General features: G+C 43.1%; 23 protein-coding genes. 12 read left to right on the forward strand and 11 right to left on the reverse strand.

From position 1 onward, the window contains the following. Positions 1-5 precede the first annotated feature (5 nt). A complete protein-coding gene (locus QQL60_RS05930; protein WP_007145007.1) occupies positions 6-761 on the forward strand; it encodes a ParA family protein in 756 nt (251 codons plus the stop codon). A 2-nt stretch (positions 762-763) separates the two neighbouring features. Here the strand turns inward: QQL60_RS05930 and rlmKL are convergent, their stop codons facing one another. Next, entirely contained in the window at positions 764-2968 is a 2205-nt protein-coding gene (gene rlmKL, locus QQL60_RS05935) for a bifunctional 23S rRNA (guanine(2069)-N(7))-methyltransferase RlmK/23S rRNA (guanine(2445)-N(2))-methyltransferase RlmL (RefSeq protein ID WP_284722735.1), read from the reverse strand. 49 nt (positions 2969-3017) lie between these two features. Between rlmKL and yhbY the strand changes: the two genes are divergently transcribed. The 5 genes from yhbY (at position 3018) to hrpA (ending at position 9345) form a co-directional block, all read left to right on the forward strand. Continuing rightward, positions 3018-3311 (forward strand): ribosome assembly RNA-binding protein YhbY, encoded by a 294-nt coding sequence (gene yhbY / locus QQL60_RS05940; protein ID WP_007145005.1) that lies wholly within the window; start codon positions 3018-3020, stop codon positions 3309-3311. 4 nt (positions 3312-3315) lie between these two features. Beyond that, positions 3316-3906 (forward strand): nitroreductase family protein, encoded by a 591-nt coding sequence (locus tag QQL60_RS05945; RefSeq protein ID WP_007145004.1) that lies wholly within the window; start codon positions 3316-3318, stop codon positions 3904-3906. A 25-nt stretch (positions 3907-3931) separates the two neighbouring features. Continuing rightward, positions 3932-4402, forward strand: coding sequence for a pentapeptide repeat-containing protein (locus QQL60_RS05950; RefSeq protein WP_007145003.1), 471 nt, complete (start codon positions 3932-3934; stop codon positions 4400-4402). A 78-nt stretch (positions 4403-4480) separates the two neighbouring features. After that, the gene (locus QQL60_RS05955) at positions 4481-5428 is read left to right on the forward strand and encodes a DUF481 domain-containing protein (protein ID WP_284722736.1); all 948 of its coding nucleotides are present in this window, start codon (positions 4481-4483) and stop codon (positions 5426-5428) included. 74 nt (positions 5429-5502) lie between these two features. Continuing rightward, entirely contained in the window at positions 5503-9345 is a 3843-nt protein-coding gene (hrpA, locus tag QQL60_RS05960) for an ATP-dependent RNA helicase HrpA (protein WP_431356897.1), read from the forward strand. 7 nt (positions 9346-9352) lie between these two features. Here hrpA and QQL60_RS05965 read toward each other — a convergent pair whose 3' ends face one another. Then, entirely contained in the window at positions 9353-11692 is a 2340-nt protein-coding gene (locus tag QQL60_RS05965; RefSeq protein ID WP_284722738.1) for a putative bifunctional diguanylate cyclase/phosphodiesterase, read from the reverse strand. 494 nt (positions 11693-12186) lie between these two features. Here QQL60_RS05965 and QQL60_RS05970 point away from each other — a divergent pair, with 494 nt between their 5' ends. The 4 genes from QQL60_RS05970 (at position 12187) to QQL60_RS05985 (ending at position 14977) form a co-directional block, all read left to right on the forward strand. Next, positions 12187-12579: a c-type cytochrome gene (locus QQL60_RS05970; RefSeq protein ID WP_007144999.1), complete on the forward strand. Its 393-nt coding sequence runs from the start codon at positions 12187-12189 to the stop codon at positions 12577-12579. A 78-nt stretch (positions 12580-12657) separates the two neighbouring features. Further along, entirely contained in the window at positions 12658-12948 is a 291-nt protein-coding gene (locus QQL60_RS05975) for a PepSY domain-containing protein (protein ID WP_007144998.1), read from the forward strand. 6 nt (positions 12949-12954) lie between these two features. Next, positions 12955-13638: a response regulator transcription factor gene (locus QQL60_RS05980; RefSeq protein ID WP_007144997.1), complete on the forward strand. Its 684-nt coding sequence runs from the start codon at positions 12955-12957 to the stop codon at positions 13636-13638. Beyond that, the gene (locus tag QQL60_RS05985; protein WP_273180515.1) at positions 13595-14977 is read left to right on the forward strand and encodes an ATP-binding protein; all 1383 of its coding nucleotides are present in this window, start codon (positions 13595-13597) and stop codon (positions 14975-14977) included. The genes QQL60_RS05980 and QQL60_RS05985 overlap by 44 nt, the downstream gene beginning before the upstream one ends. Here QQL60_RS05985 and yjgA read toward each other — a convergent pair. The 5 genes from yjgA to QQL60_RS06010 are packed head-to-tail and all read right to left on the reverse strand — an operon-like array spanning position 14974 to position 19786. Beyond that, a complete protein-coding gene (yjgA, locus tag QQL60_RS05990) occupies positions 14974-15498 on the reverse strand; it encodes a ribosome biogenesis factor YjgA (RefSeq protein WP_007144995.1) in 525 nt (174 codons plus the stop codon). The genes QQL60_RS05985 and yjgA overlap by 4 nt on opposite strands. Before the next feature lie 5 nt (positions 15499-15503). Further along, entirely contained in the window at positions 15504-15920 is a 417-nt protein-coding gene (locus QQL60_RS05995) for a secondary thiamine-phosphate synthase enzyme YjbQ (RefSeq protein WP_007144994.1), read from the reverse strand. Further along, positions 15920-16963: an anthranilate phosphoribosyltransferase gene (locus tag QQL60_RS06000; RefSeq protein ID WP_284722739.1), complete on the reverse strand. Its 1044-nt coding sequence runs from the start codon at positions 16961-16963 to the stop codon at positions 15920-15922. The genes QQL60_RS05995 and QQL60_RS06000 overlap by 1 nt, the downstream gene beginning before the upstream one ends. A gap of 2 nt (positions 16964-16965) precedes the next feature. Then, positions 16966-18984 carry an NAD-dependent DNA ligase LigA gene (ligA, locus tag QQL60_RS06005; RefSeq protein WP_284722740.1) on the reverse strand — a complete coding sequence of 673 codons (2019 nt, stop codon included), beginning with the start codon at positions 18982-18984 and terminating at the stop codon, positions 16966-16968. Further along, positions 18968-19786 (reverse strand): cell division protein ZipA, encoded by an 819-nt coding sequence (locus QQL60_RS06010; protein ID WP_273180520.1) that lies wholly within the window; start codon positions 19784-19786, stop codon positions 18968-18970. Before QQL60_RS06010 ends, ligA begins: the two co-directional genes overlap by 17 nt. Before the next feature lie 62 nt (positions 19787-19848). On the opposite strand from QQL60_RS06010, the gene queF reads away from it, so the two are divergent. Beyond that, the gene (gene queF / locus QQL60_RS06015; RefSeq protein ID WP_007144990.1) at positions 19849-20238 is read left to right on the forward strand and encodes a preQ(1) synthase; all 390 of its coding nucleotides are present in this window, start codon (positions 19849-19851) and stop codon (positions 20236-20238) included. 97 nt (positions 20239-20335) lie between these two features. After that, entirely contained in the window at positions 20336-21067 is a 732-nt protein-coding gene (cysZ, locus tag QQL60_RS06020; protein WP_284722741.1) for a sulfate transporter CysZ, read from the forward strand. Here cysZ and QQL60_RS06025 read toward each other — a convergent pair whose 3' ends face one another. The 4 genes from QQL60_RS06025 to QQL60_RS06040 all read right to left on the reverse strand — a co-directional run bounded on the left by QQL60_RS06025 (position 21068) and on the right by QQL60_RS06040 (position 22785). Next, a complete protein-coding gene (locus QQL60_RS06025) occupies positions 21068-21271 on the reverse strand; it encodes a (2Fe-2S)-binding protein (protein WP_284722742.1) in 204 nt (67 codons plus the stop codon). A 15-nt stretch (positions 21272-21286) separates the two neighbouring features. Next, positions 21287-21907, reverse strand: a complete 621-nt coding sequence (locus tag QQL60_RS06030; RefSeq protein WP_284722743.1) for a LysE family translocator — start codon at positions 21905-21907, stop codon at positions 21287-21289. A 78-nt stretch (positions 21908-21985) separates the two neighbouring features. Then, on the reverse strand, positions 21986-22135 hold the full coding sequence (locus QQL60_RS06035; protein WP_007144986.1) for a DUF3096 domain-containing protein: 150 nt from the start codon (positions 22133-22135) through the stop codon (positions 21986-21988). A 44-nt stretch (positions 22136-22179) separates the two neighbouring features. Beyond that, positions 22180-22785, reverse strand: a complete 606-nt coding sequence (locus QQL60_RS06040; protein WP_284722744.1) for an HD domain-containing protein — start codon at positions 22783-22785, stop codon at positions 22180-22182. Positions 22786-22796: the final 11 nt, after the last annotated feature.

Raw genomic sequence — 22796 nt, forward strand, 5'->3', positions numbered from 1 at the left:
TTACTATGGAAACCATTGCTTTTTTTAATTTAAAAGGCGGCGTCGGTAAAACGACGTCCGCCGTTAATATTGCCTGGCATGCCGCCAATGAGGGAATTCCGACTCTGATATGGGACTTGGATCCTCAAGGCGCGTCCAGCTGGTTATTTAATACCACTGCAAAATCAGAAACAAAACCGAAAAAATTATTAACTGGCAAAACGCCTATCGGCGATTTAGTCAGAAGTACAGAATTTGAGAATCTGGATATTATTCCAGCTGATTTTTCCTTCCGTCATTTGGATCACCAACTCAGTGAACAAAGTGATCAAGGTAAACAGAATCTGATTGCTAAGCTGGTTGAGCCATTCAGTGAAAATTATGCGTTGATGATTTTGGATTGCCCACCGAGCTTTTCTTTACTCACAGAACAAATTTTCGCCACTGCCGACTCGTTATTTCTGCCATTGATTCCAACGCATCTGTCTCTGCGAACATTTGAGCAGACTCGTGACTTTTTTAAAGAACATAAATTAAAGCCAAAACGTCTGCATGCCTTTTTTAATATGGTCGACAGACGCAGAAGCATGCATCGTGTCATGCTTGCTCATCCGCCCAAGATGCTGAAAAATGGTTTAAAAACAGCGATTCCTTACGCAGCAATCGTCGAAAGAATGGGTGATTATCGCCAACCTCTCCCTGCCTTTGATAAACAATCGACCGTTAGTCAGGCTTATGCCGAATTATGGCGTGAAATTAAACAGACATTGTCTGATTTTTAATATCACGCTCTCGGCTTAATTCGCCAACAACGGTGAATTTTTTTATTTCTCTCAAAATCTCGCGGTATGGTGGCCGTACTGATATCTTCAATTACAAATTGATTTAAAGCGTCGGTATCTAATTCGAAATCACGACGATTTGTGGAGAAAATCAATTCTCCGTCTGATGTCAGTAACGCACCTGCTTGCTTGATCAGCGTGCTGTGATCTCGCTGAATATCAAAGACCCCTTCCATCCGGCTTGAATTGGAAAACGTCGGTGGGTCAAGGAAAATTAAGCCGTAACGTTTTTCATCTTCCAGCGCCTGTTCCAGCCATTCAATACAATTAGCCCGAATATACTGGTGCTGTTCACCGACAAAACCATTTAGCTTCATATTGTCTTCAGCCCATGCCAAATAGGTATTGGACATATCGACGCTGGTTGTTGATCTTGCCTGACCTGCCGCCGCATAAACACTGGCCGATCCGGTGTATGAGAATAAATTGAGAAAGTCCTTGCCTTTGGCTAATTCTCTGACAAGTTGTCTGGTCTCACGGTGATCAAGAAATAAGCCTGTATCTAAATAATCGGTCAGGTTTACCCAAAAGCGCAGCCCATTTTCACGCACTTCAAAGCGTTGGTTTTTAGCAGCCTGTGCTTCGTATTGTTCTTTACCACGTTGTTTTTTCCTGACTTTTAATGCCACATGGGTGACAGGTACTTCGAATACCTCAGGAATAATCTGCATCGCTTCCTGCAGTCGTTCTACAGCTTTTTCAGGATCGATCTGCTTGGGTGGTGCATATTCCTGAACGTGGATATGGTCGTCATAAAGATCGATGGCTAGCGCATAGTCAGGTAAATCAGCATCATAAACCCGATAACAACTCAATGCTGACTTACGCGCCCACTTCGCCAAGTGTTTTTTATTTTTCTTTAAGCGATTAGCAAACATCGCACCTTGTTCTGTCATTTCAACAGGCGCTTGTTCGCGGCTTTCTTCTTCGTCATCGACAAACTGGGTTGGCGATGCTGTAAGTTCGTTTGTACGTACCGGGCGTGGTGCACGATAGAAAAGCACGTCACAGGAGATGGGACCATTATCAAAAGGCACGGTATCAAATAGCGTCAGGCCAGTAAATTTACCTAATTGCGCATTATCTGTTATCAAGGCTGTGCGCCAGCCTGCGAATGACTCATTAATAATATTGCCGAGGCTTTCGTACAGATAATGTAATTCATCCGTACGGCCAATACGTTCACCATAAGGGGGGTTACAGACAAATAAACCTGTTTTCGGTAGTTCTGTTGCCAGTCTTGGCCATTCAAGCAAATCACGTTGGCTAACGTGTATACGGTCACTGAGACCTGCTTCTGCAATATTATTTTTAGCGGCTTCAACCGCGGACGCATCAGCGTCACCTCCCACAATCACAGGACATCTGGCTAACCCTGATTGTCTTCTGCGCTCAGCATCTGCTTTAAGTTGTTTCCAGATGTCTTTATCGTGCTGTTTCCAAAAACTAAAGCCGTAATAGTCACGTAAAATGCCGGGGGCAATATCAGCAGCCATCATTGCGGCTTCGATAAGAAATGTCCCAGATCCGCACATGGGATCGATTAATGCCCAGCCTTGTCGTGCCAGTTTAGGCCACTCTGCACTCAGTAAGATGGCTGCAGCCAGATGTTCTTTCAGCGGCGCGGCGGTATTACTGACTCGGTAACCACGCTTGTGCAAACTTTCGCCCGATAAATCAATGCTAACCGTGGCTTGATTGTGCTTCAGATAAACATTAATACGCACATCAGGCTGGTAGAGATCAACGGAGGGTCGTTGACCAAACAGCGTACGAAAACGATCAACAATCGCGTCTTTTACGCGCTGAGCACCGTATTGAGTATGTTTTATCTTTGAACGAAAACTATTGAAGTCAACAGCAATAGTGCTATCAAGCTCATTAATATGGTCTTCCCATGGAAGTGCATTAATCCCTTCGTAAAGCTGTTCCGGGGTTTCTGCTTGCAGGTGAGCAATTGGCAACAACACTCGAATAGCGACACGAGACCACAAACATACTGTATATGCATCGGCCAACGTGCCTGTAAAACGGATATTTCCCTGATCTTGCTTAGTATTTTTAATACCTAGCTGTTTTAGTTCTTCCGCAAGCAGTGGCAACATACCTCTCGCTGCTGTCACCGTAAACTTGTGTTGTTTAGCCATATTGCCTTCCTGATATAATCAAAACATTTTAATACAGGTGAGCACACTAATGGCAGTTACTGACAAACAAAGACGTTATCTCAAAGGGCTTGCCCATACCTTAAAACCGGTTGTTATGATTGGTAACAGTGGTTTAACTGATTCGGTGCTTGCCGAAATTGATAATGCACTGGAACATCACGAGCTAATCAAGGTCCGAGTAAGTGGTCAAGAACGCGCAGATAGAAAGGCCATGTTAGATAAAATTGCTGAAGAAAGTGGCGCAGATTTGGTTCAAGTGATCGGTCATATCGGTGGATTTTATCGGCCATCAAAAAAAGCTTTAATCCAACTACCAAGGTGATTATATGATTCAAAAACCAGCAGACACAGCTCAACCCATAGAAAAAGTAATGGCAGAACGTTGGAGTGGTCGTGCTTATGATCCCACCGTTATGGTGACATTGGAAGAAATCACTGCGCTTTGCGAAGCTGCCCGCTGGTCTCCCTCTTGTTTTGGTGATGAGCCATGGCGCTATCTGGTTTGTGATAAAAATACTGACGAATCTGCTTGGAAAAAAGTGCTTTCTGCACTTGTGCCTGGCAATCAGGAATGGGCAAAAAATGCACCTGTTTTAATAGTTACTGCCTCTGTCCCCAACTTTAGTCAAAATGATAAACCCAATCGTTGGTCTGGTTATGACACGGGTGCAGCCAGTATCAGTCTATGTTTACAAGCTACAGCGATGGGACTGATGAGTCACCAGATGGGGGGATTTGATGACAAAGTGCTACGTGAGTCTTTCAATATTCCTGCTGATATCCACATTTGGTCTGTTATTGCTATCGGACACCAGGCTGCATTAGATAACCTCACTGAAGAACAACTAGAGAGGGAATTGTCCCCTCGTAAACGTCGCCCAGTTGAGCAAGCATTTTTCATGAATAAATGGTCATAAAATAAAAATTACCAGGAGAGAGAAAATGATGAAAAAAATGCTTCTTTTAGTCGGCTTATCAATAATAGCAACAAATGCTTCTGCTTACGACAAAGTGTATCTCGACAGATTACTTAAAACCTTACAGTGTAACTTCTGTAACTTGAGTGAAGCTGATCTGACAGGTCATGATTTGAAAGGCGCTGATATGAGTGAAGCCAACCTCAAAGGCATTAACCTCACTGATGCTAAATTACACGGTGTTTGGTTTACCCATTCCAGAATGCAAGGAGCCATTTTAGAGGGTGCTGATGTAAGTAATGCACTGATGGATTACACAGAATTGGCTGGTGCGAACCTCAGAAAAACAAATTTATCAGGCACTCAGCTTATCTTTGCTGATTTAAGTGATGCAGATTTAACAGGTGCTAGCCTCGAAGGCGCTGAACTTCGTGGAGTCACCTTCTGTAACACCATCATGCCGGACGGTGAAATAAACAACAGTGGATGTCAATAAAATAGGATCTAAGCCATTACTTTCAAGCAGCCTGATTCAGGCTGCTTTTTTTATGCAGTTATGCGGAGGAATTCGCTAGTGATATATATCAGATATCTACTCTTAGCTATTTTGTTAACACCACTAGTATCTCAAGCAACCCCCAGTAAGATTGAACTTGTTAACGGTGATACGCTGACGGCTGACATCGTCTCCGAAACCGATGACACCTTAAAGTTAAACCACCCGCTACTCGGTGTCATGATTATTCCGCGATCGCGCATTAAAAGTCTGGTCTCATCGACCAATACAGAGCCAACCCCTCCGCCACCACAAGCAAAACCAGAAGTACAGCATGTCGATGCTGATGATGGCTTATTTGGTACAGGTCTTTACACAAACTGGAAACGAAGACTGGATCTAGGACTGGGTGGTACTGCCGGAAAATCCAGTACAAATCAGCTCAATATTGGTTTTAACGCTGATTATGAGTCAAAACAAATGCGTACATCTCACAAGACGGCATTCTTCCGAGCTGAATCTGATCACGAATTGTCAGCACAAAGTTTTTTTACCTCAATGAACCGAGACTGGCTACGCCCTGATTCACCCTGGTTCCAGTTTGCCGGTGGCCGTTTTGACCTGGATAAGTTCAAAGACTGGGATTACCGTACTAACGCCAATGCCGGTTTTGGTTATGAGTTTGTCAATACCGACACATGGTTTTTTGTTGGCAGAAGTGGTTTAGGTTTTAATCGAACTTTTGGTGGCGAACAACAAGATTTCACGCCTGAGGGAATGTTAGGTATTGAAACCAAATGGGATATGAATCAATATCAACACGTAGAGTTCTCTAATACGTATTACCCCAGTCTCAATGATAGAGACTATAGGAATCTCACTTCTCTGGACTGGATTCTTGACTTAAACAGTTTCGTCGGTGTTGCATTGAAACTGGGTGTTACCAATGAATATGACTCTACTGTGCATGACGATACCGATCCCAATGACTTTAAATATACTGTCTCATTAGCCTGGAAGCTGTAGAATACCTCCCTTTTTGCTATAAAATTCTTGTGACTAATTCTGAGAAAAACTTAACGCAACTTATCCAATCCGCTATGCTGACAGACAGATACCGTCTTCAACGTCAGTGGCAGCAATTACAAAAGAATAAGGCAAATGCTGAGGCTATTGGTCAGTTTACTCAGCGAGTACTGAAATCAGTTGAGCGAGCCCAAACCCGTCTCAAGAATATCCCGAAACCAGACTTCAGTGCTGATTTACCCGTTATTGAACGTCGTCATGAAGTGGCGAAAGCCATTCAGGATAATCAGGTGATTATTCTTTGCGGTGAAACCGGTTCAGGAAAAACAACACAACTCCCTAAAATCTGTCTGGAACTGGGCCGTGGTGTCACAGGTTTGATTGGGCATACACAACCACGTCGTATTGCTGCCAGAACTGTTGCGACACGTATTGCTGAGGAACTGGGCTCAGAGATCGGTCAAACGGTGGGTTATAAAGTCCGCTTTCATGATCATGTCAATGCAGAAAGCAGCTACATCAAATTAATGACCGATGGTATTTTGCTGGCAGAAACACAAAATGACCGCTTTCTGAATCAATACGACACCCTGATTATTGACGAAGCACATGAACGAAGCCTCAATATCGATTTTTTACTAGGTTATATCAAACAGCTGTTACCCAAGCGTCCTGACCTCAAAGTCATTATCACTTCTGCAACCATCGACACCGAGCGTTTCTCCAAACATTTTGATAATGCGCCGGTCATCGAAGTCAGTGGTCGCACCTATCCGGTAGAAGTGCGTTATCGCCCTCTTCTCACCACCGATGAAGACTCACCTGATTACGATATGGTGTCAGGTATTGTTGCCGCCGTAGATGAACTTTGTCGTGAAGGCCCTGGTGATATTCTGATTTTCCTCGCCGGTGAACGGGATATACGAGATGTGTCCGAAGCATTACGCAAGCACCATCCGCCTCAAACGGAAATTCTGCCTCTATTTGCCAGACAGTCAGCCGCAGAGCAAAATCGTGTGTTTAAAACGGGTGGTCAACGACGCATTATTTTGTCTACCAATGTCGCGGAAACATCATTGACCGTGCCCGGCATACGCTATGTGGTTGATCCGGGCAATGCCCGCATCAGTCGCTATAGTGTGCGTAACAAAGTGCAGCGACTGCCAATAGAAAAAATTTCTCAGTCCAGCGCTAATCAGCGTTCAGGTCGCTGTGGTCGAGTTGCGGCGGGTATTTGTATTCGTCTATATGACGAAGATGATTTTAATAATCGTCCGGCCTTTACCGATCCTGAAGTGTTGAGGACCAACCTCGCCTCCGTCATTTTACAGATGTCGGCCCTGAAATTAGGTAATCCGGCGAAATTCCCCTTCATTAATCCACCGCCACAAAAAATGATTAATGATGGTTACCGCCTGTTAGATGAACTCGGTGCTGTTGATAAACAACGCAATATTACTGAGGTGGGTAGACAGCTATCCAAACTTCCGATTGATCCTAAAATTGCCAGAATGTTACTGGCTGGTGCAGAGCAAAACAGTCTCACCGAAGTACTGATTATTGCCAGTGCTTTAAGTATTCAGGATCCACGTGAAAGACCGATGGATAAACAGCAGGCGGCTGATGAGGCACATTCTAAATATAAAGATGAACGTTCTGATTTTATTGCCTTTATTAAGCTATGGAATCATTATCACGATAAGAAAAAACACCTCAGTCAGAATAAGCTGAGAAAGTATTGCAAAGAACAGTTTCTATCATTTTTAAGGTTACGTGAATGGCATGACATTCATCAGCAGTTACATGTTCAACTCGCTGAGCTTGGTCTCAAGTTTAACCAGCAGGAAGCCAGCTATGACAGTATCCATCGTGCGCTGCTTGCTGGTTTGCTGAGTCATGTAGCAACAAAAACCGATAAGTTTGAATATACCGGTGGTCGCAATTTAAAGTTACAAATATTCCCAGGTTCAGCCTTACATAAAAAAGGACCAAAATGGATTATGGCGGCTGAGTTGGTTGAAACCGGTAAGCTCTACGCCAGGATTGTGGCCAAAATAGAACCGGAATGGATTGAACCTATTGCTGGGGACTTAGTTAGACGACAATATTCAGATCCGCACTGGGAGAAAAAGCCTGCCCAAGTTGTTGCTTTCGAATCAGTCTCTCTCAATGGCCTGCCAATTGTCAGCCGTCGCCGTATTCATTACGGCCCTATCGATCCGCCTGTAGCCAATGAGATTTTTATTCGCTCGGCGCTAGTGGAAGGTGACTGGCACTGTCAGGCGAAGTTTTTCCAGCATAACCGTCGTCTGATTGAAGAAATTGAGCTGCTTGAACAAAAATCGCGACGCCGTGACGTACTGGTCGATGACGATACGTTGTTTGATTTTTATCGAAAAAAAGTACCCGATAACATTGTTAACGGTGCCAGTTTCGAGAAATGGCGGAAACAGTCAGAAAAGAAAGATCCCAATTTATTGATGCTCAGCAAAGAAGTGCTTATGCAGCATCAGGCCGAGCAAGTTACTGCGGATCAGTTCCCTGATCAAATATTAATCAACAGAGTCCCGCTGCCGCTTGAGTATCATTTTGAGCCGGGAAAAGCTGAAGACGGCATAACACAAACCATTCCATTATCACTACTGAATCAAACCAGCAGTGAACGTTATGAATGGTTAGTGCCGGGATTATTACGCGAAAAAGTCATTTTCCTGATTAAAGCTTTACCGAAATCATTACGTCGTCATTTTATTCCAGTGCCTCAGTATGCTGATCAATGCATAAAAGCCATGTCGAGTACATCTGGGGCTTTATTACCTGCCCTGAGTGAACAATTACGAAAACTCACTGGCGTTGAAATTGATATGTCAGACTGGCGGACAGAAGAACTACCGCTTTATCTACAAATGAATTTTAAGCTGGTGGATGATCAGGGAGAGTTGCTCGATGAAAGTCGTGATCTGGATAAGCTGAAGGAAAACTGGGCTCGTGAAGCCGCAGCCAGTTTCAGACAAATTCCAGATAGTGACTATGAAAAGAGAGGACTCACGTCATGGTCATTTGATACGTTACCAGAGCAAATCACACTGGAACAGAATGGTTTAGAAGTTACAGCCTATCCGGCGCTTGTCGACAAAAAAGAGTGTGTCGATTTAACCTTGATGGATACAAAAGCGCAGGCTGCAGAACTAACACGTTATGGGCTGCGTCGTCTGTTTATGCTGAACCAGGCTGATGCCGTTAAGTATTTACATAAAAACCTGCCTGACATCAAACAGATGTGCCTGCATTATGCCAATGTGCCGCCTTCACCCTACGCTGATAATAAGCAGACAGATATTAGTCCTTGCGAGCAGCTGAAAAGCGATCTGATTCATGTGGCGTTTGACCGCTGTTTTATTCTTGATCAGCCCACCATCACTGATAAAACAGTATTTGAAAAGCGCATTACAGAAAGAAAAAGTGATCTGATTAACTTGGCTGCCAAACTGGCTCAGAATATTGCCAAACCACTTGCCGAATATCATGCCATTGCCAAACGTTTAACAGGGAATATTCCACTGGCAGCTATCAATTCTGTAAACGATATAAAACAACAACTGGGCTTTCTGATTTATCAAGGCTTTGTTCACGATACGCCAGATGAGGCGTTAAAACGTTTGCCTGTATATTGCCAAGCCGCCGGTATCAGACTGGATCGTTTATTAACCGATCCAAATAAAGACAAACAACGTATGGCTGAAGTCATGCCACATTGGCAAAAGTTTATTAATAAGGTCAATAAAATCGAAACGGTTGATTTTAAAGAGTACCGCTGGATGCTTGAGGAATTTCGTATTTCCGTCTTTGCTCAGGAACTCAAAACGGCCTACCCCATTTCAGCTAAGCGTTTGGAAAAACAATGGCAACAATGCTGATGTGTGCCTAAACCACCCAGGCTTCAGGGCGACCAATGTTATATCCTTGCACAAAATCAACGCCTATATGTTGTAAGCTGATTAGTGTCACATCATCTTCAACAAACTCAGCCACGGTTTTGAGTCCCAACACCTGACCGATGCCATTGATAGAGTTAACAATTTCAAGGTTCACTGAATTTTCCACACAGTCTTTGACAAACATTCCGTCAATCTTGAGAAAGTCAATCGGCAGTTGCTTCAAATAAGCAAATGAAGACAGACCACTACCAAAATCATCCAGTGCAAATAAGCAGCCGACTTTTCTCAGCTCATTAATAAAGTAAAGCGCGCTATGCATATTCGAGATGGCTGCTGTTTCAGTAATTTCGAAACAAATAACGGCACCTGAATCAACTAAATCAGCGGAGATAATTAGCTTGATGATTTTGTCATAAAATCGGGTATCCCCAAGCGATTGACCGGATAAATTGATCCCATATACACCACTGATATCACGCCCGGCTTTTCTCGCCTCTTCCAGACGTGACAACACATGGCTAACTGTCCACATATCAATAGAAGCAGCAAGGTTATACCGCTCTGCTGCGGGCAGAAAATGACCTGGAGGAATAATTGAGCCATCTTCATCCAACATTCTTATCAGTAGTTCACAATGCGGTTTCGTACTGTTTTTCTTATGTGTAGCCACAATAGGCTGGCTGAACAAAACCAGTTTGTTATTACTCAGTGCTTGCTGAATTCTAGATACCCAACGCATTTCGCCACTGCGCTGTACAAGTTCTTCATCGCTGTCACTAAACACATGCAGTCGATCCCTGCCTGATTCTTTTGCTGCGTAACAGGCATTGTCCGCCTGTTTAAAAATCTCAGTCATCGTACTTTCTGGTCTGATATTGACCATGCCAACACTGATAGACGAGGTAAACAGTAAATCATTATCAATAAACTCGAAACGTCTGATCTTCTCCATCACACGGTTGAGTTTTTCTTTAGCCTGCTCAGAAGTAGTATCAATTAATACAGCAGCAAACTCGTCACCACTTAACCTGGCCAGAATATCCGATGGTTGTAGCTCACACTTGATAATGTTTGCTATCTGAGTAAGTAGTTTATCCCCTGCTTTATGACCGCAGGTATCATTGATAACCTTAAACTGGTCAACATCGATATAACAAAAAACATGGTTAAGAGAATTTGTCTCCTGAAGTAATAACTGTAAGTGCTTTTCAATGGCGAATCTATTAGGAAGCCCGGTCAGCGTATCATGTAAAGTGAGATGTTGAAGATCTTCCGAAAGTGACTTTTGCTCTGTAATATCTTGTGCATGAATGACAAAATAATCGACTTTGTTATTCGTATTTCTAACCGCAGAAACTGTCCCTGTTAACCACAGAGGTCGTTTATCACGACTCAAGCATTTTCTTGTAATCTGATATTGCTGCAAATCACCATCAATAAGTCTATAAAAGTCGCGACTCGCTTCACCGCATTCATCTTCATGCAATAGCAATAACATATTCATGCCTTTGAATTCTGTCTTACTGTAACCGAATAGCTTACATCCGGCTTTGTTTGCATCTAATATGACCATGTCTGCCGTCATTAAAAAGATGGGAAAACCAGCATTTTCGAAGGTTTGTGTCAGAAAAATCTCTTTCTTTTGTAATGTTTCAACTAACTTTGTTTGTGAAGCATTGACACTCGTTAAATGACGCACCAAGTGCCGGTTTTCCTGACGTAATCGCAAACTTTCGGTGACTCTCTCATGCAGGTTTCTGAATAGCATCGTGCAGGCAATCATATATGTGACAAGTGTCAGTGCTTCAACCTTAAGATCGACATAGAACATCGCCAGGATAACGGAAATGAGCATCGGATAAACATAAGAAATAAAGCTTATAAAGCTGCTCAACATCGAATAAATGGCACCTGAGCATAACCCAGCAACCACGAGTGGAATAATCAGCTGATGATTGAATTGCGTCTCAGCATCAAACGCAAAACCCAGACTGCCCCAAGCCAGACCAGATAGAAATACACCAGCGGCATAGATTTTTTCACAACGTGAAACAACGCTGGGATCATCAGGACGTTGAGAAAAATACACGTTGAGATATTTGACTATCAAAAGTCGAAGCACAATAGTCAGAAAGATAGTTGCGCCCCATAGATGCAATAACTTTAAGTCATTGTAAGAATACAGTGCGATAAGGGTTAATAGCAGAATAACAATATTTGTTATGCAAGCGATAACACCTTGCTGTAACAAAATGCCTATACGCATTTTGTTTATCTCAAATTGCTGAACGCCAGGTTCTACATCACTTTGACTAACCGTTTTCAACACGATTCCTGAGTTTTAAAAGTTATTTAAATATTTGAACTACATCACACGACGGCACAGTAAAACACACTTTATGAGATATGCCTGTGAGATAGTTCACGAGAATACGAAAAATTGATATCTGAGATTAGACAATTCATTCAGGAGTAGTTCAGTTTCACTTTGCTATGGTTTATCTATTAAATAGATAGGAAGAATCAGCGCTTAGTAAAACGGCTACTTCATTAATATTAATCTCAGTAAATGAATTAAATTTTGACTATTAATGACATTAATTCTGTTTCAAAGCATTGCCGTTAGGGCATTATAAAACATCAATATAATTAAAAATGACCTAAATCATGGCATGCAAGTAAAGCTTAGTGGATCATATTGGTGCTGATGCTTAGCATATAATGAATTGAGAGAGAAATATGCAAAGAAAAATAATCAACCTTCAGGTTAGACGAACCTCTCTAGCAGTGCTGACAATGAAGATTAGCCTAAGATATATCATGGCATCGGTCGCTGTTATATGTTCATTTACTTCTGCACTTTTTATCCCGTTGCCAGTGCTTGCCGATGGAAGACCTTATACAGTCAAACAAAATAATAAAGTAGATTCAGATACGTTTATCGGTTACAAGGTATACAGAACATGGTGCGCTCGTTGTCATGGCACTTTTGGTCAAGGGCTCGCAGCCAGTGACCTTACTAATACATTAAAAAACACGGATCGTGATGATTTCTTTAAGATCGTTGCCAGAGGGAAAAAAGGCCGTATGGGCGAAATGCCAGCCTGGCAGTCAAATGATAATGTAATGAAAAACAGAGACAGAATTTATAGCTACCTGAGAGCCAGAGCAGATGGTGCTCTAGGAGCCGTTACACCCGAGTTAATCGACTAATGCAAGTATTTAAAAAAGGACATTTCAGCCCGCTGAACCCGCTATATTCAAATATCATAGAGATAGTAAGGCACAGCCATGTATAAAGTCATGTTACTGCTATTCGTTGCCAGTTTATGCCTACCTGCCTGGGCAGATGACCACCTCCCCTACGAACAAGAACCAGGTAATAATATAAATGAAATAACGTTACCACTATCGGACCACACTGCAGCAGAACTGGCTAAAGTGGAGACCGGCGGAAAAGTACTTTCTGTAGACGAAGAACACTACGGCAATAAAATTATTTTTCGTGTTAAAGTGCTGCATAACGACGGTAAAGTGAAAATACATCGCTTTGATCGTGACTCTGGCCACTCCGTTCCATGAGGTTGCATGCGCGTACTATTAGTGGAAGATGAAAAGCATCTTCGCGAACAAATTACCCAACAATTAAAGCAGCATAATCTTACTGTCGATGCAGTAGCTGATGGTGATGAAGGTCTGTTTATGGGCTCTGAATATCCTTATGATGTCGCCATTATCGATTTAGGATTGCCTAAACTTTCAGGTATTGAACTTATTCAATCCTTGCGTAAACAAGGTTTTGATTACCCTATCCTGATATTAACCGCCCGTAGTCGTTGGCAGGACAAAGTGGAAGGGCTTGAATCTGGCGCAGATGACTATCTTGTCAAGCCATTTCATTTTGAAGAGTTGATTGCCCGTATTAATGCGCTTAGTCGTCGAGCTTCCGGCTGGTCAAACCCAACACTAAGTTGTGGCCCCATTACACTGAATCCGGCCACACAAGAAGTCACTAAACATGACGAACTTGTTGAATTAACGGCTTATGAATACCGCCTGCTTCATTATTTATTACTGCACGCCGGTGAAGTGATTTCCAAAACAGAACTGACCGACCACATCTATGAACAGGATCAGGATCGTGACAGTAATGTCATTGAAGTATTTGTAAAACGCTTACGTAGTAAACTGGATCCAGACAAACAGCTAAATCCGATAGAGACACTACGTGGTCGTGGTTACAGGCTTAACCTGCCCCGTGAAAGTCATTAATTTTTCTTTATCCAACCGGGTTCTTGTTGCTGTCAGTCTTGTTTTAACTGCGTTTCTTGGACTATCTGCGATCAGTCTTAATAATGCATTTAAAAGCAGCGCGGAGCTGGAACAGAAGAAACGTTTAAAGAACTACGTTTACACGCTGCTTACCGCAGCAGAAATTAATGATAAAGGTGAGTTAAAAATGACTCACGATCTGGCAGAACCTAAATTTTCTATTCCCAATTCCGGCTTGTATGCACAAATAACCAGTAGTGGGAAAATTGTCTGGCAATCCCCGTCCGCCATTGGCCATTTCTTGTCATTACCCTTTCAACCCGGACCATCCAATGAACATTACACCGTGGTGGATGTTGACGGAGGCATGAAATTGCAAAATCTGGCCTTTGGTATTGTCTGGGAAACCGAGACAGGTAAAGAACTGGACTACACCATTAATGTGGCTGAAGACATGTCGACGATAAAAGAGACAACAGCCAGTTTCCAACGTAGTTTATGGTACTGGTTAGGCGGTACGGGTCTCATGCTATTACTTGCACAATGGTTGATATTGAAGTGGAGCTTACGGCCATTACACGATGTTGCTAAGGATCTACATGCAATTGAAACCGGTGAACATCATCGTTTAAATGATGAATATCCACGTGAGCTAAAACAACTCACCAACAATATCAACGCGCTTTTAGATCACGAACAATCACGTCGTCAACGCTACAAAAATTCTCTTGCTGATTTGGCACACAGCCTTAAAACGCCTCTTTCCGTTTTTCGTGGTGAACTGGCCAATAATCATGATTTGCAGAGTCTTAAAAGCACGGGGTATGAACAACTGGACAGGATAAGTACCCTTGTCGATTACCAACTTCAACGTGCCTCTACCGAAGGTAAAAGTAGTTTACTCGCCCCTGTATCACTCGGTGAGATTATCCATAAAATTATCGGAAGTTTAGACAAAGTCTATAAAAACAAGGCTATACGTCATCAATGTGAGATTGAGCGTGATGCCTATATTCATGCTGATGAAGGTGATATGTATGAGCTTTTAGGCAATTTGCTGGAAAATGCATACAAATATTGCAAACATCAGGTGCATGTTATTGCCACAAGCTCAGGAAATATGGTCAAAATCCGTGTAGAAGATGATGGTGCTGGTATTCCGACACGTGCTGAAAGCTACATTATCAAACGCGGACACCGCATTGATACCCAAGCAGAGGGGCAAGGTATCGGCCTTGCCATTGTCAGCGATATTATTATGGCTTACGAAGGTAATATCCACCTTGAACGGGGCCGTTTAGGTGGCGCAAGTTTTATTGTGGAATTACCCCGAATTTAAGCTTGTTGCTGTGATTGTAAGTACTGGAATAATTGTCGTGCTGACTTCGGTGGTTTTTCTTGTTTCGCTTCACGTTGTGCATTTCTGACCAGCTGTCTGACATGCTGAACATCAAAGTCATCAAACTCAGCGATTAATTCAGCATAGACCTCATTTTCACCTGCCAGCAATCTATCTCGCCATTGCTCGATTTGATGAAACTGTTTTACCTGGCCCTGATGCGGCTGTTTTAACTGCTGTAACTTCTGACTTATCGCTTCATGGTCGCTATCAGCTATCAGACCACCGATATACCCAACCTGACGTTTCAAAGCACCTTTACTCATTGATTGTGCGCTGATAATTGCATCATAAAGATCTTCAGATAAGTCTAATTTTTGCAAATCTTTAGCTGACAGCTCTATTAATGAACGACCAAGATCTTTTAACGCATTAAGCTCTTGTTTTACCTGTGTTTTACTTTTTTCAAATTCCCAATCAGCTGGCCACTCTGCATCCTGATCATATTCAAACTCTGACATAAATGTTATTCACCTATTATCGTCACAATAATGCGACGGCGTTGTTGATGGGTACGATGTTCCCACAAATAAATTCCTTGCCAAATGCCTAAATCACACTGTGCCCCACTTATCGGAACAGTTAGATCTGGATTGGTTAAAACCGTACGAATATGGGCACTCATATCATCCGGTCCCTCATCCTGATGCCTGAACATCGGATCGCCATCTGGCACCAAATGCTGCATAAAGGTTTCAAGATCGTGACGCACATCTGGATCAGCGTTTTCACAGAGCATTAATGAAGCACTGGTGTGTTGAACAAAGACATGACAAGTACCTGTAGACACACCAGACTCTGCAACAAGTTCTTGTATATCAGGGGTGATATTAGTGGTACCTCGTCCGGGACTTTTAAATGTTAATGTGCGCTGAAAAACCATTAGCCGAGACCTGCTTCAAAGTGCATTTTCGCTTTACCATTATCAATAATGCTCCTGACATAATCTGCGGCTTCACGCTGAGACACCATGACGCCACAATGCCAAAGTATGATGGCAGCGCCATAGACAAGACTATCGTATGCAGGACCTTTTACGCCTGATAAAGCTTGCTGACCTTCATCAAGTGTGCGTTGGGCAGTGACATCATCATCCGTTTTAACACCTCTGGTATCTTGTTCAATACCAAACTCTTCAGGATCCAGTGTGCAAGCCTGTAATTTACCGTTTAACAAACGATGATTATTTGACGGCTCACGTAATGTCGGTACTAAACCTCCCTCAAGGCCTCTGGCGATAAAAGCGGAATTATAACCAAATGCCTCAGCTAACCAGCCCAGAATGTCCGGATATTCTTTATGCACAAAACCAATACCCAAATGTGTCTGTTTTTTTGCTTTTAATGGCATAATCATTTTTTCTAATGTCGCCAGACTCGGACGTTTAATCATTTGCGTGCGTAGTGTTTGTAATGCAAATAAGGCAGGACTTGCCTGAGCCTGATCTAAATAGGCCCAGCCAATCTGATTATTCATCACGGCGTCAGCCGCCTCGGCCGTCGATTTTTCAATATTGTAGCCAGCCAGTGATAAGACCTGAGCATGTGTAACACCAAACTTAGGGCCCATCTCGAACACCCCTTGTGACATGGTTGGTAAATCACAGGCAGCCAGAACGGCTGGCAAAAATGCAGTCATTGGGCAATGACGATTAAAGCCATTAAACGGGTCAGAAAAAATAAATAATTGGTCGACATCCACCGACTGGCACATAGTCATTGACTGGCATGCTCTGAGAATACCTAAGTTTTCTTCATTGGTCTCACGCTTCATTCGCATGGCAATGAAGAATATCGCGGCTCGAACAGGATCTGCATTGCCTGACAAAATCTCCATCATCACATCAAACGCTTCTTGCTCAGTCAGGTCTTTACTGAGATGAGGTCCGGTAGCGACTTTTTTAATAGCGTCTGCAAGTGCTGTCATCATTATTCCTGTATTAACCACTGTTGTAATGTTGCTTCATCAACCACTTCAATACCAAGTGATTCTGCTTTTGTCAGCTTTGAACCAGCGTCAGCGCCAGCAACCACATAATCTGTTTTTTTCGACACACTGCCAGCGACTTTTGCGCCAAGTGCCAACAACTTTTCTTTCGCTTCACTGCGGGATAAGGTCTGTAGCGTTCCGGTTAAAACAATTGTCTTACCACTTAGCGCAGTATTGGTTTGTTTTTTCTCTTCCGTTGGCCAGTGAATACCTACGCTCAACAGACGCTCAATCACCTCACGATTATGTGATTGCTGAAAAAATGTCTCAATATGATGGGCAACTACTGGCCCTACATCTTCAATCTCCATCAAACTTTCTGAAGACGCCTGCATCAGTTCTTCCAGCGACGAGTAATGTAATGCTAGAGCGCGTGCTGTGGCTTCACCGACTTCCCGAATGCCTAATGCATAAAGAAAGCGCTGGAATCGTGTTGCTTTAGCCGCATTCAGCGCATTAACCAGGTTTTCAGCAGATTTTTGTCCCATGCGTTCCAGACTGGCGATAGTATCGACATCCAGTAAAAACAAATCTGCCACATCCTTGATATGGCCTGAATCCACAAGTTGCTCAACCAACTTATCACCCAGACCATCAATATCTAATGCTTTTCTTGAGGCAAAATGTTTAATCGCTTCTTTACGCTGTGCCGCACAAAACAAACCACCGCTACAACGAGATACCGCTTCACCCTCTTCCCGCTCCACATCCGAGCCACAAATAGGACAAGCCGTTGGCATAACAAACTCACGTGCATCATCAGGGCGCTTACTGATAATTACTTTCACGACCTCAGGAATCACATCGCCGGCTCGTCGCACAATAACGGTATCACCGATGCGGACATCTTTACGGCGTATTTCATCTTCATTGTGAAGTGTCGCATTGGACACCGTAACACCACCGACAAACACCGGTTTCAATCGAGCTACAGGCGTTAATGCCCCTGTGCGACCGACCTGAATTTCAATATCTTCAACCGTGGTCATCTCTTCCTGTGCAGGAAATTTATAGGCAATAGCCCACCGTGGCGCCCGCGACACAAAACCAAGTCGTTCCTGCAATGCGGTGTCATCAACTTTAAACACCACACCATCGATATCATATTCAAGGTTATCCCGACGCAAGGCCAGGTCATCAATATATCGCTGGCAGGCTTCTAAGCCTTCTAGCACTTTTAGTTCAGGAGAAATACGACATCCCCAACCAGCAATCAATGTCATCGCTTCAGAATGACTGTTGGGGCGAGGCATACCTTCAATCACGCCGATACCATAGCAGTAAATTTCCAGCGGTCTGGATGCGGTAATCTTGGAATCCAGTTGTCTTAATGATCCGGCAGCTGCATTGCGAGGGTTCACGAACGGTTTTTTATTATTTGCCAACTGAGACTGGTTCAACTTTTCAAAGCCGGCCTTGGGCATAAAAATCTCGCCACGAATCTCAACAACCGCTGGAATATGCTCGCCTTGCAGCTTTAATGGCACCGAATTGATGGTGCGAACATTGGCCGTCACATCCTCTCCAGTTGTGCCATCACCGCGGGTTGCCGCCTGAACTAAAATACCGTTCTCATAACGAATACTGATAGCCAGGCCATCGAGTTTAGGCTCTGCTGCGTAAGTTTGGGCTTTATCAGTATTTAACCAGTCACGAACACGTTTATCAAAAGCACTTAGCTCTTGCTGGTCAAAGACATTATCTAAAGACAACATCGGAATCGAATGCTGAACTTCATCAAACTTATCCAGCGCCTGCCCCCCCACGCGCTGTGTGGGCGAATCAGCAGATAATAGCTGCGGATATTCGCTCTCTATCGCTTGTAGTTCACGAAATAAACGATCATATTCAGCATCCGGTACTTCGGGATTATCTAAAACGTAATACTGATAGCTGTAATGATTAAGAAGCTCACGTAACTCAGCAGCTCGCTGGGTAATATCAATTGAAGTAGTCATTCGACAGGTGATCACTTTCGGCTTGGACGGACATTTGGTATTCAAATATTTTGGTTCGCATCGCTTCTACGGCATCTTCACTCACCGGCTGACGGGTTTCGTCACAGAGAATGCCGCCCAGTGACTGGGTCATATTTCTTGCTGTGTCCAGTAGATCATCAAATAAAGCTAAACCATTTACTGGTGCCGGTAACCGTGCAAAGATCAATAAGCCTGGTGTCGACATAGAAACAAATTTATCAGGCAAAAGTGTGCCAGGATCGATGATATTGGCGACACTGAATAAAGACTGCTTTCGTGAACCTTGAGTGAAACGGTGATAGATCTGCATATCACCAAAATGTAAGTCCTGTGCTTCTAGAGCGGCTTTTACCGCTTTGCCAGAAAACATCGTGCTTGACTCAGCCATAATCGTGAATGCAATAACCATATCCCAGTCTTGTGCTGGCGCAGGTTCTGGTTTAGCTTTCTTAGCTGGTTTTTCTTGTTGTTCAGTCTGGCTTAGTGGCTCTGATACCACATTATCTTCTTCTGTCAGCGCTAATGGCTCATCAAATAAATCAATGTCTATTTCGCTTGATTCTGTTTCACTAAACGATGACGTGGAAGATGGTGACTGCTCATGCAACTCTTGCTCAAAAAGCGCGTCAAAGCGTTCTTTGAACTCTTCATCTTCGTCGTTATGAAGATCCAGTTCACGCTCGAATTCACTGGCACGTTGTTGACTTTTATGATGGGCATACCAACTAGCAGCGGCAAACGCGATAAGGATAACAATGATCAGGATAATTATTTCAGACACTTAATATAATCTTTCAGTTAAGAGATAATAGTCGTTTTATTTTATTACTTCAGAGAGCAACCATGTCTACACAGCCAAGCAAACAATTAGAAACTTTCGATAATGCAACACCGGACCGCGATTATACCATTCACATCGAAACATCTGAATTTACCTGTCTGTGTCCTAAGACAGGACAACCTGATTTTGCCACAATCAAACTCGACTATGTTCCAGATGAAAAATGTGTTGAATTAAAGGCTTTCAAACTTTATATGTGGTCATACCGCGATCAGGGCGCATTCCACGAGAAAGTGACCAACACTATCCTGGATGATCTGGTGGCAGTATGTCAGCCCAGATTTATGCGTATAACAGGTATATTCAACGTGCGTGGTGGTGTCTATACCACAGTGGTCGCGGAGTATCGTAAAGAAGGCTGGGTAGCACCAGAGCCTGTCACCCTCCCTTAAATTATTATCCAGCGGCATCGGTATTGACTGATGCCGCTTTCTTAATCATCAAGCTATTTATGGTTAAGCCACTACTGCAACACTGAATGAGGCACTTATGCTAAAAATGATCCAAGGCGCACGTTACTTAATTCAGGGCTTCAGTTTAATTAATCAGCCCGGTATCAGACGCTTTGCTTATTTACCAATGCTGATAAATACCTTGTTATTCAGTGGCGCTATCTGGTTTGGTTTATCTCATTTCGAAGGCTGGCTTGAGGCACTGATGCCAAACTGGTTACCGGCATGGTTAGAAAGTGCGCTGACCTGGATCATCTGGCCACTTTTTGTGATCTTATTGGCCTTAATTGTATTTTTTACGTTTTCTATTATCGCCAATATACTCGCGGCACCGTTCAACGGTATTCTGGCAGAGATGGTTGAAAAGCAGGTTTCAGGGGCAAGCCCGCCAGATATGCCATGGACACAGGTCATTAAAGACACGCCTAAAATGGTGATGAATGAACTGCGTAAAACGGCTTATTTATTGCGTTGGATGTTGCCTTTATTATTACTCTCGTGGATTCCAGGCTTGAACCTTATCGCGCCGGTTTTATGGTTTTTCTTATCAAGCTGGACATTGGCGCTGGATTATCATGATTATCCGATGGGCAATCATTTATTGGGTTTTAAAGAACAGCGCGAAAAACTTCGTCAGCATCGCAGTCTGGCACTGGGATTTGGTTTTGCCACGCTAATCGCTACTATGATTCCTATTGTTAACTTTTTAGTCATTCCCGCAGCAGTTGCTGGCGCTACAATGTTGTATGTGGAAAACCTGAAAACCTGATCAGGAAAGTCGCTGAACCAGCTCATCCAGCAAGGCTTCAATATCCCACTCACATGAGCCACAGCCTGAGACAGCGCCTGTTTTGCGTGAGATTGTATCGATATCGATAATACCCTGCTCAAACAGACTTTCTATCTTCGCCCTCGTGGTGCCACTGCAATCACAAATGATGTCATCCGGACGAGTTTGGCTATCATCCACCATTTTTTACCCTTAAATTTATATAAATTTCACTATCAGATTAATCATTAACCACAACGCTGTCAGCAGCAGCATGACGGACATGATTTGATGACCTTTTTGTAATGGCAAAAAATGCTGCTGCACAAGATTGGCAAGATAAACATAAGTTAATTTTACCGAAGCTACTGATACAGCAGTAGTAATTAACAATATCAGTGATGAAGATAATGTGATTTCGTTGTTATTGATAAAAACCGGTAGAATGCCAAGATAAAAAACAATAGCCTTATAATCGACCGCGGTTAACGTAAACCCTGCAACAAAACTCGCCCATGTGCTGTGTTTATTATGTGCTGACGAGAGAGTATCAAGTTTGCCTGCTCGCCAAAGCTGATAGCTGAATATCAGTAATATCAGCGCTGCCATTATTTGTACTAACGGCCAATATTGTTCTAACCACATTGCCACCACGGCCAGTCCAAAAATAGCTAATAACAAATACAGCAAATCTGCCAGAACGATGCCAAAACTCAACATTACACCGTGTTTCGCGCCACACGATAATGTTCTGGATACAACCAACATAACACTGGCACTCGGCAAGGCTGCCATGACAGCGAGCATTAAAAATAAGACGATAACATCAGATAAGGTCATTAGCTGATTACACTTCTATAAAAAAGCCCCGACTATTTTGTCGAGGCTTATTCATCATTCACGTTTAATTATGCTGGTTCATGGTGTCAGATTGATATGCGTACCAAACAAACCAACTAAGCCAATAATAATCAGGTAAATGGCAACAATATAATTCAGCAGACGTGGTACCAGTAGAATTAAAATGCCGGCAATCAGTGAAATCAGTGGGGTTAAAGCTAATGTCATTTGTCTCTCCTTGTCATTGGAACAATGGAGTATGCCTGTAGAGTCTATTTACTGGCAACTTCAGACTTATCATCCGCTAATAACCAGCCCTGCTCTGTTGCAAATGCAATCTTCTCACTAATCCATTGATGCAGTTCAGGAAATGTCGCTGCAATAAAGGCATGAGCAGTGTGTACTTGCGAGGCCTTTATTTGATGTAATTTCCAGGTTTTACCTTCAGCAGCAATATTCAATAAAAAAGGCAAAAGCCGATCCACCGCCTTCATCAATTTTGCTTCAGTGCTATCACCAAACTCCTGCTCATCCCAGACGGTAAGCAGGTCTTGGATACCATTACCTTGATGCTTGGCAAAGCGTTCCACACACTGTCGTTCCGCCTGATTTGCCGTATCTCTTTGCGCCGAATACAGAAACGTATCGCCGGCATCAACTTCACCTAAATCATGAACCAGCGCATATTGCAGTAATTTCGCCATATCTATATCTAACTGAAAATGCGCAGCCAAGCTCCAGCACGCCATGGCCAGATGCCAGGAATGCTCTGCAGAGTTTTCAAGACGTTCACCACCGGTAATATAACTACGACGATTAATATGCTTTAGCGCATCCAGCTCCATTAAAAAATCGGTCATCTGCTGCGTATCTGTCATATCTCTCTTCC

The organism is Methylophaga thalassica (assembly GCF_030159795.1).
In the GTDB taxonomy this organism is placed as follows: Bacteria; Pseudomonadota; Gammaproteobacteria; order Nitrosococcales; family Methylophagaceae; genus Methylophaga; species Methylophaga thalassica.

Coding starts and splice junctions, on each gene's coding strand:
- QQL60_RS05950 (WP_007145003.1), top strand. CDS start 3,932: ATGATGAAAAAAATGCTTCTTTTAGTCGGCTTATCAATAATAGCAACA.
- queF (WP_007144990.1), top strand. CDS start 19,849: ATGTCTACACAGCCAAGCAAACAATTAGAAACTTTCGATAATGCAACA.
- QQL60_RS06025 (WP_284722742.1), bottom strand. CDS start 21,271: ATGGTGGATGATAGCCAAACTCGTCCGGATGACATCATTTGTGATTGC.
- QQL60_RS05970 (WP_007144999.1), top strand. CDS start 12,187: ATGGCATCGGTCGCTGTTATATGTTCATTTACTTCTGCACTTTTTATC.
- QQL60_RS05975 (WP_007144998.1), top strand. CDS start 12,658: ATGTATAAAGTCATGTTACTGCTATTCGTTGCCAGTTTATGCCTACCT.
- QQL60_RS06040 (WP_284722744.1), bottom strand. CDS start 22,785: ATGACAGATACGCAGCAGATGACCGATTTTTTAATGGAGCTGGATGCG.
- hrpA (WP_431356897.1), top strand. CDS start 5,503: ATGCTGACAGACAGATACCGTCTTCAACGTCAGTGGCAGCAATTACAA.
- QQL60_RS06000 (WP_284722739.1), bottom strand. CDS start 16,963: ATGACAGCACTTGCAGACGCTATTAAAAAAGTCGCTACCGGACCTCAT.
- yhbY (WP_007145005.1), top strand. CDS start 3,018: ATGGCAGTTACTGACAAACAAAGACGTTATCTCAAAGGGCTTGCCCAT.
- QQL60_RS05995 (WP_007144994.1), bottom strand. CDS start 15,920: ATGGTTTTTCAGCGCACATTAACATTTAAAAGTCCCGGACGAGGTACC.
- QQL60_RS06030 (WP_284722743.1), bottom strand. CDS start 21,907: ATGACCTTATCTGATGTTATCGTCTTATTTTTAATGCTCGCTGTCATG.
- cysZ (WP_284722741.1), top strand. CDS start 20,336: ATGCTAAAAATGATCCAAGGCGCACGTTACTTAATTCAGGGCTTCAGT.
- QQL60_RS05930 (WP_007145007.1), top strand. CDS start 6: ATGGAAACCATTGCTTTTTTTAATTTAAAAGGCGGCGTCGGTAAAACG.
- yjgA (WP_007144995.1), bottom strand. CDS start 15,498: ATGTCAGAGTTTGAATATGATCAGGATGCAGAGTGGCCAGCTGATTGG.
- ligA (WP_284722740.1), bottom strand. CDS start 18,984: ATGACTACTTCAATTGATATTACCCAGCGAGCTGCTGAGTTACGTGAG.
- QQL60_RS06035 (WP_007144986.1), bottom strand. CDS start 22,135: ATGACATTAGCTTTAACCCCACTGATTTCACTGATTGCCGGCATTTTA.
- QQL60_RS05945 (WP_007145004.1), top strand. CDS start 3,316: ATGATTCAAAAACCAGCAGACACAGCTCAACCCATAGAAAAAGTAATG.
- QQL60_RS05980 (WP_007144997.1), top strand. CDS start 12,955: ATGCGCGTACTATTAGTGGAAGATGAAAAGCATCTTCGCGAACAAATT.
- rlmKL (WP_284722735.1), bottom strand. CDS start 2,968: ATGGCTAAACAACACAAGTTTACGGTGACAGCAGCGAGAGGTATGTTG.